The organism is Protofrankia sp. Cr1 (genome assembly GCF_963555865.1).
GTDB lineage: Bacteria > Actinomycetota > Actinomycetes > Frankiales > Frankiaceae > Protofrankia.
This window is the reverse complement of sequence record NZ_CAUVXO010000167.1, coordinates 3,913-11,554: the sequence shown is the minus strand read 5'-3', so window position 1 is coordinate 11,554 and position 7,642 is coordinate 3,913. Positions and strand designations below refer to the sequence as shown.

The 7,642-nt window shown below is 66.2% G+C and carries 8 protein-coding genes and 1 pseudogene; 4 read left to right on the top strand and 5 right to left on the bottom strand.

The genetic code is table 11. The features are described 5' to 3' along the window. A pseudogene (locus U9980_RS14465) lies at positions 1 to 222 on the bottom strand (Fe-S cluster assembly protein HesB); the annotation flags it as partial. Between the two features lie 435 nt (positions 223 to 657). Here U9980_RS14465 and U9980_RS14460 point away from each other — a divergent pair. The 3 genes from U9980_RS14460 to U9980_RS14450 all read left to right on the top strand — a co-directional run bounded on the left by U9980_RS14460 (position 658) and on the right by U9980_RS14450 (position 2,278). Beyond that, positions 658 to 1,050 (top strand): hypothetical protein, encoded by a 393-nt coding sequence (locus U9980_RS14460; protein WP_322768391.1) that lies wholly within the window; start codon positions 658 to 660, stop codon positions 1,048 to 1,050. Positions 1,051 to 1,604: 554 nt separating this feature from the next. Next, on the top strand, positions 1,605 to 1,862 hold the full coding sequence (locus U9980_RS14455; RefSeq protein ID WP_322748823.1) for a type II toxin-antitoxin system prevent-host-death family antitoxin: 258 nt from the start codon (positions 1,605 to 1,607) through the stop codon (positions 1,860 to 1,862). Then, on the top strand, positions 1,862 to 2,278 hold the full coding sequence (locus U9980_RS14450) for a type II toxin-antitoxin system VapC family toxin (RefSeq protein ID WP_322748824.1): 417 nt from the start codon (positions 1,862 to 1,864) through the stop codon (positions 2,276 to 2,278). Before U9980_RS14455 ends, U9980_RS14450 begins: the two co-directional genes overlap by 1 nt. Here U9980_RS14450 and U9980_RS14445 read toward each other — a convergent pair. After that, positions 2,258 to 2,404, bottom strand: a complete 147-nt coding sequence (locus tag U9980_RS14445; RefSeq protein WP_322768390.1) for a hypothetical protein — start codon at positions 2,402 to 2,404, stop codon at positions 2,258 to 2,260. The two genes, U9980_RS14450 and U9980_RS14445, sit on opposite strands and share 21 nt — an antisense overlap. A 204-nt stretch (positions 2,405 to 2,608) precedes the next feature. After that, positions 2,609 to 2,878, bottom strand: a complete 270-nt coding sequence (locus U9980_RS14440; RefSeq protein WP_322768389.1) for a hypothetical protein — start codon at positions 2,876 to 2,878, stop codon at positions 2,609 to 2,611. Between the two features lie 460 nt (positions 2,879 to 3,338). Between U9980_RS14440 and pglX the strand changes: the two genes are divergently transcribed. Beyond that, the gene (gene pglX / locus U9980_RS14435) at positions 3,339 to 6,764 is read left to right on the top strand and encodes a BREX-2 system adenine-specific DNA-methyltransferase PglX (RefSeq protein ID WP_322768388.1); all 3,426 of its coding nucleotides are present in this window, start codon (positions 3,339 to 3,341) and stop codon (positions 6,762 to 6,764) included. A gap of 89 nt (positions 6,765 to 6,853) precedes the next feature. Here the strand turns inward: pglX and U9980_RS14430 are convergent, their stop codons facing one another. Both U9980_RS14430 and U9980_RS14425 read right to left on the bottom strand, forming a co-directional pair. Continuing rightward, a complete protein-coding gene (locus U9980_RS14430; protein WP_322768387.1) occupies positions 6,854 to 7,282 on the bottom strand; it encodes an NYN domain-containing protein in 429 nt (142 codons plus the stop codon). A 170-nt stretch (positions 7,283 to 7,452) separates the two neighbouring features. Next, the coding region (locus tag U9980_RS14425; protein WP_322768386.1) for a hypothetical protein at positions 7,453 to 7,642 on the bottom strand (190 nt) is incomplete at its 5' end.

The following is a 7,642-nucleotide window of genomic DNA, read 5'->3' as shown; positions in this document are numbered from 1 at the left end:
TGCCGGCGCCCGGGAGAACACCGCGCCGAGTTCGTCGGGGTCCGCATTGGCGAGATCCGCCGCGTCCAGGGGACGGCCGAGCCGCCGGCTCAGTTCATACGGCGCGCCGAACGCCCGCTCCAGCGGAATCTGCTGGTCGAGAACCATGCCCACCAGGAGCGCGAGCGGGTCTCGCGTCAGCAGCTCGTCCGCCTCGTCGATCTGACTCAGATGCAGTCCCACGTCACTACCGTAACCGGACCAGTGGAGGGTTGGCCGTCCTCCTGGTCAGACGACCCTCTCGTCGGTGTTGTCCCGACATGCCTCGGGCGATGGGTCTGTGCCCGCCACCCAACGCAGGCCGCCGCCGAACTCGCCCGCCCACCGAAGTAACTCGACATGCTCGCCAAACTACTTTCAGCTTCCCGATAGCAGTCCTTCGGCGGTCCGGGGTCTCCTGCGGTTTGCCGTGGTCTCCCGTTTCCCCGGTCCCGCAACGATCCTGCCTTCAACGGTAGGCGATTTTTCTTAGCGCAGCTTGTCGCAAGCTTGCCAGCCCCATGCGTCGGCGCGGGCAATATTGACAGTATGTCCGATCACAATCCGCCCGGGAGCGGAGACAAGGCTAGTGGACCTGTCGGGTGTGGCTGCTTTACACTAGTGATCTTTTGGTACATCTTGTTCATCATCTTGAATAAGAGCGCACCCGATGATCCTTACTATAGCGCCACCTCCTGCAAGAACGGGACCAAACCTAAGCAGGTGGAGATCATCGCGATTGGATTCGACCCCACCTGCGTGGTCACCACCCGCGGGGAATACCGATTCGTCAACCGGCTGGCTGGTAGCCCCGTGACGATCTGCATGGGTCACGGTGGCCGTTGTGAGACCGGCCACGGCGCTCCGCAGGAGCTCCAGGACGGTGTCACCATCCAGCCGGGCGAGGCGCGCACTCTCCCGTTCCCGGGAGCGGGCGAGCGGAATTACCCCATCACCGTGCGGTCGGAGTGGGTCACCTTCGTGCGCCCCGACCTCGTCATACGTATTGAGTCGTCCAACAGCGGAAAGTAAAGCCGCCGAGCTGGCAGCGGACCGATCGAGGCGCGCCACCCGCAAGCTGTTGGACCGTCTGCCGGCCGGGTCTGGATACAACGCGATGCTGTCCTACATCGCCACCGTCGCCGTTCGCGTCGCCGGGTTGCCCGTCGAGCTACGGGTGACGGGGAACCGATCTCGCTTCCCGACGCGCGCACGGGATCCACGTGTCCATGCCGGCCAGGTGTGCCGGAAGGCAGAAGCCTGCTACGCGCCGAGAGGCGGACGTTCTGGTAGTCGAGGAAGACAGCGACTCGCGGGGTCACGACGTAGCGATCTAGAAAAAAGCCCCGCCAGTCCCGGAGGACGGTGGGGAAAAAGTAGGCGCTACGCGGTCAGACGGGCGCAAACCAGCCCGTCCCGCTCCCTCTTTCCGAAACCCGCCGGTCGAGCACCATGCCTACAAGGAGCGCGAGCGGCTCTCGAGTAAGCAGCTCGTCGGCTCCGGGCACCGTCGAAGTGAGCGCTGTACATGTAGTAACGTAGAGCGTATGACAGCGGCTCCGGATGACGGACACCTCCGAGTGGGGATGAGAGAGCTCTCCCAACGGACAGCTCGTGTCCTAGCGCTGGTCCGCGCGGGCGAGACGGTCGAGGTGACCGACCGTGGCAGGACCGTGGCGAGGATCGTTCCCGCCGAAGACGACCGCTACGAGCAGCTTGTCGCGGCTGGGCTGATACGCCAGGCGGCCGGCCCGTTCAGCCTTTCCCATCTTCCGGAGCCCGCACCCAATCCGACCGGCCGCTCCTCCGATGAATGGCTCGCCGAACTCCGCAACGAAGACTGATGACGACTCTGATCTACCTCGACACATCAGCCGTGGCCAAGATTTTTATCGCGGAGAAAGAGTCGAGCGACCTTCGCCAGTGGCTTTCCGAGCAACAGGAGCCGCTGCGGCTTATATCGTCAGCCCTGCTCGCCGTCGAACTGACCCGGCTGCTCGGACTTGTCAGCCCGGCCATGCTCTCATCGGCTGAAGCCTTTCTCGCGACCGATGTAGACCTCGTCCAGATCACGCCGCCCCTGCTCGCCGATGCGGCCCGCGTACCGCCGCCGCGACTGCGCACCCTCGACGCGATCCATCTGGCGACCGCACTCGACCTCAAGGACTCGCTGGACGTCGTACTGAGCTACGACAAACTCCTCGTCGATGCCGTCGGCGCATCCGGATTGACGGCCGCATCACCCGGAGCGCAGCGCTAGACCCGATGTAGATCTGCTCCTTGTTTCCGGCATCCGCTGCTCCAGCACCATCCCGATCAACAGCGCCAACGGGTCGTTGGTCAGCAGCTCGTCTGCCTCGTCGATCTGGCTCAGGTGAAGTCCCACTCGAACACCGTAGCCGGCCTGGGAACAGCGGCCGTCGCGCCGCCGACCACATCGCCGTGTGGTTTACGTTGTGCCGGCACGCTTCGTAGTCGCCAGCCGCACCAACAGGGACAGGCGCAGCGGTGCGGGATGTACGGTGCGACCCTCGACCCTCGACCCTCGACCCCTCGACCCGCGCACCCCGTCCTCAGACGCTGAACGCCGTCATCCTGCAGGTGGCGACGTCTCCGGAGGAGTGACGGTTGCCGCGGGCGGGGCGGCTGGGACGGGCGGGGCGGCTGGGCCGGGCGGCGCGGCTGGGCCGGTAGCCGCGGCAATGACAGCCTGCGGGTCCAGGATCACACCCTGAGCAGCCGCCATGTCCGTTATGTAGCGGGCAAACCGTAAGTGCAGCCACACCTTGACGAGGCTGGTCACCGCCGACACGGCAAGACCCGCGATCGCCAGGACAGGGACCATGCTCAGCGCGGTCACGACACCGACCGCCGCTACCAGCGGGGAAGGCGCGGTTGCCACCAGGGGTAGCCGCCGAACGCCCCATTGATCACCTCGAAGACTCGCGCCAAGTCCTCGTAGGCCATGGTGCGCTTCGTCGGGGCGGCGCTCATGGGCTCCTCGATCTCCCCTCGCATCACAGTCTCACAACTAGTGACGGAAATTTTTGGAGCCGACTCAGAAGGCTGTCGACTACCTGCACGGACGAGGATGGGGCCCGGAGGGGCAACCTCCTCGCCGCAGCATGTCCAGATTTGCGCTCCATCGAGACTCTCCCAGGCCAGACCCGGCGTCCGGTAACCCGCCCACGAGCACTTCAGACGAGCACGCGCATACAGTACCGTAGGGCGCTTCAACACGTCTCAGAGGATTATCGGAGTCTCGATCCAACCGTCCTGCTCGGCAGGTCTCGCGGCAGCAATCCCAGGAGAGGTCCCAGATGATCGATCGCCAAGCTCTCTCCGACGATCTCGCCCGGCTGGTTCGGGCACTGGAGACCACTCTGGCGTCGGATGCGCGCCGCTCGGCCACACAGGCGACAGACACAGCCGTTGCTTGGGTCGTGACCACGCTCCTGCTTCGTTTCTGCGAGGACAACCATCTCGTCCCCACCGGGACCCGACTCGTCCCGCCGCAGTCGATGTCCCCCAGCAGCGCAGGCCCACAGGCTGACGCCCGCTACGGCGGAACCGCCCTGGATCACCTCACATCCTGCCTGGCGGCGTTCCTGCGGACGGGATTTTCGACCGTGTTCGACGGCGTGTTCACATCCGACTTACTGCTGACGATCCCTCCCGATGCCGCGGACACCCTGGTGTCCTTCTGGAACCGTCGTGACCAGGGAGACGAGCTCCACTACGACTTCACCGACCCGGCGCTGGGCACCGGCTTCCTTGCGGATGTCTACGAGCGGCTCTCCGACTCCAGACGAAAGGAGCACGCCCTCGTACCCACGCCTGACTTCATGGCGGATCTCCTCCTCGACCTGACGCTCGATCCCGCGATCGAGGAGGTGGGGCACAGGCATGTTCGGCTGATCGACCCGGTATGCGGCTCCGGGCAGTTCGTTCTAGGCGCGTTCGACCGCCTGTTCAGCGCGTGGAGCCGGAACGCGCCTGAGCTCTCCGCAGGTCACCAAGTACGCAAGGCCCTGGCAGCGGTGCACGGTGTGGATCTGCTCCCGTCGTCGGTCGCCATCACCCGATTTCGGCTGTTCGTGACCGCGTTGCGCGCCGCTGGGGTGGCCGCGCCGGTCGATGTGGCGGACCTCGACTGGCCGCTCAACATCAGGGTCGGCGACTCGCTGCTCGGACCAGAGGGCCCGCGGGCAGACGAGACCGAGCAGACCCACAGGACGGGTTATCACGTTGTCGTCGGGAACCCGCCCTACCTCACCGTCCGGGACCGGGACCTCAGCCATCGCCTCCGGGAGCGTTACTACACCTGCAGCGGATCGTTCACGCTGGCGGTCCCCTGCACACAGCGCTTCTTCCAGCTGGCTCGGACGGCTGACATCGACGGACGGGGCGCCGGTCACGTCGGCATCCTGACCTCGAACTCCTTCATGAGGCGGCAGTTCGGGCAACGGCTGGCCACGGAATTCCTCGCCGAGGAGGTGACACTGACACACGTCCTGGACACGTCCGGCGCCTACATCCCCGGGCATGGCACCCCGACCGTGCTTCTGATCGGCCGAAACCGGCGACCCGACATGTCGGAGCCTCTGGTCGTCGTGCTCGCAGAGCGCGGGGAACCCGTGCGGCCGTCCCTGCCTCGTGAGGGTCAGGTATGGCGGTCGATCCGTCGACACGCGCGTACGGTCGGCCTCGCCGATCGCTGGACTCGGTCCGTGAGCCTGGACCGGCGTGTCCTTCGCGAGTTTCCGTGGCAGTTGACCGACAGCACCGCGCGGGCTCTGATTACCCGCATGTCCAGGCAATCCGTGCTGGGGGACGTCGCTACCCGCATCGGGTATTCGGCCATCACCGGTGCGGACGACGTCTTCGTCGCACCGCCGGACGTCTTCCGCAGACTCGGGCCAGCGGAAGAGGGAGGTCTGGTTCGGATCTCCACGGGCTTCGAGGTACGCGACTGGGCCGTTCGGACCGACAGGACCGGCTTTTTTCCCCGCCGCGAGGATCACTCTGTCGAGGACATTCGAAGCTATCCGCGCATCCATGACCGGCTCTGGCCCTACCGAACGACCCTGCGGGAGGGCCGTGCCTCCAGCGCCCTGCACCGCACCTCTGGGCGCCCCTGGTACGACTGGACGCAGATAGCGGCGCGGGCCGGCGGCGACGGACCCGCGATCACCTTCTCCTGGGTGGCAAGCCACAACCACTTCGCGCTGCAGCGCGGGCGCGTCATCGCGCTGCAGTCGGCACCGGTCATCGAGCTTCCGGAGGATTCCACCCGAGCCCGGTACGTCTCCCTGGTCGGGCTCCTCAACAGCTCAGCCGCATGCTTCTGGTTGAAGCAGCACAGCCACAGCAAGGGATCCGGCCTGAGGCAGGAAGGCGGTGGGGAGGCATGGCAGGAGTTCTACGAGTTCACCGGGGTCAACCTCCAGGGCCTTCCTCTTCCCGGTGATTTCACGACGTGGCAGTCGGGTCTCCTGGATGGACTCGCTCAGGAGCGAGCAGCCTGCACTCCAGAAGCCGTCAGCGCCTCCGGAGCACCGACTGGGGCACGCCTGGCCGAGGCCCGACGCCGGTGGGAGAGCGTCGGGCGAGAAATGGTCGCGATTCAGGAGGAGCTGGACTGGACGATGTATGCCCGTTACGGCATCCTCCCCGAGCCCGGCGAGACTCTTCTCGCTCCGGCCGAGAGCATCCCACCGATCAGTCCGGGTGAGCGGGCGTTCGAGATCGTGCTGGCCAGGAGGGTCGCAGCAGGCGGGGAGAACACGACCTGGTTCTCCCGCCATGGCTCGACGCCGATCACTGAGATCCCCGAAAGGTGGCCGGCCGCATACCGCGATGTCGTCGTCCGTCGAGTGGACGCGATCGAGCGCAGCGACGATCTGAGCCTGTTGGAGAGGCCGGAGTTCAAGCGCCGGTGGCACAGCGACGGCTGGGACACGATGCAGGCCGGCGCGATTCGCCGGTGGCTGTTGGACCACTGCGAGACACAGCATCTCTGGCAAGAGGATAGCGACGGGCTCCGCCACCCTCGACCGCTTACGATTGGTCGTCTGGCCAGACTCGTCCTGGCCGATCCCCAGGTGGTCGCGGCCGCGGCGCTCCTTGCACCCGACCGAGACCCAGCCGAGGTCCTCACCGATCTTCTCGTCGAGGGGCACATCCCGTGCGCGGCGGCTCTGCGGCATACTCCGGCGGGTCTCGTGAAGCGGGCCGACTGGGAGACGGTCTGGGCGAACCAGCGTGCAGAGGACGCCAGTGAGCCCAGTTCTCAGACGGCATCCATGGTGCCACCGAAGTACACATCCGGTGATTTTCTGCGTCCAAGCTACTGGCGAATCCGCGGCAAACTCGACGTTCCCAACGAGCGTTTCATCTCCTACCCTCCTCTCGACCCACGCATGCCGGACCAGACCCTGATCGGATGGGCCGGCTGGGAGACGGCCGAACGAGCGCAGGTCCTAGCCGATCTCCTCGCGGCCGACGGGGTGGGTAGCGACCAGCGGTCACGGATAACGCCGCTCCTGAATGCCCTGTACGAGCTCCTTCCGTGGCTGGAACACGCGTGGGGACGGCCAGGCCCCGTGTGTGAGTCCGCATCAGGCCTGCCGTTCGCCGAGTACTTCTCCAGGCTCCTTGAGGAAAGGGACGAAACGCTGGAGGATCTTCGGGCATGGCGCCCGGAGCCACCTCGTCGGGGAAGACCCCGGAAGATCCGATCCTGATCACGAGATCAGCCGCAGGGCGGACGCAGGGTTCGTGACGACCCGCCCGCGCCCCCGGCGATCAGGCAACGGCGATCAGGCCACGGCGATCAGATCGCCGTGTAGTCGGTGTAGTCCCGGCAGGCGCCGTAGTCGTCGGCATCCTCGCAGGCAAGACGCACGAAATCCACGGCGAGCGCGACGTCGATGCCCTTCTCCTGCGCGGGCTCGGCGGGCCAGGCCTTCGGGTAGCGGAGCTGCCGGCGGACAACGGCCACCCGAGGATCACGTGCCCAGCGGTCGGCCTGCCGGTCGCTGGCCCTCGCAGCCTCCGGTTGGTGATCGGGACTGGGACGGCCGCGGTAGACACGGACGGCCGCGAGCTCACCGCCGAGTCGTCGCCCGTCAACGACTCGCTGCGCCACGCGCACGGGATCCACGTGTCCCCGCTGGCCGGGTGTACCGGAGGGCAGGAACCTGCTGCGCGCCGAGAGGTGGACGTTCTGGTAATCGATGAAGACAGCGACTCGCGGGGGCATGACGTAGCCGATCTGGAAAAAACCCCGCCAGTCCCGAAAGACGGCGGGGAAAAAGTAATCATCACGCTACCGACGCAGGCTCCTGCATTTCAAACGCTGACACGGTCGCCCGCTGTGGTCCTTCACTCCGGCACGAGCGGAGCCGCGGATCCGATTATGACGCTGCATGGTCAGACGAGTGCGGATTGCCCCGTCCGGCTCCACCTTTCCGATACCGGCTGGTCCGGCACCATCCCGATCAGCAGCCCCAACGGGTCGTTCGTCAGCAACTCCTCCGCCTCGTCGATCTGGCTCAGGTGCAGTTGCAGTTGCAGTTGCACATCGACACCGTGGCCGTCACGCCGCCGCCCTCGCGACCGA

Excerpts from the sequence above, each read along its gene's own strand:
- U9980_RS14455 (WP_322748823.1), top strand. The coding sequence starts at position 1,605 with ATGAGAGAGCTCTCCCAACGGACAGCTCGTGTCCTAGCGCTGGTCCGC.
- U9980_RS14450 (WP_322748824.1), top strand. The coding sequence starts at position 1,862 with ATGACGACTCTGATCTACCTCGACACATCAGCCGTGGCCAAGATTTTT.
- pglX (WP_322768388.1), top strand. The coding sequence starts at position 3,339 with ATGATCGATCGCCAAGCTCTCTCCGACGATCTCGCCCGGCTGGTTCGG.
- U9980_RS14430 (WP_322768387.1), bottom strand. The coding sequence starts at position 7,282 with ATGCCCCCGCGAGTCGCTGTCTTCATCGATTACCAGAACGTCCACCTC.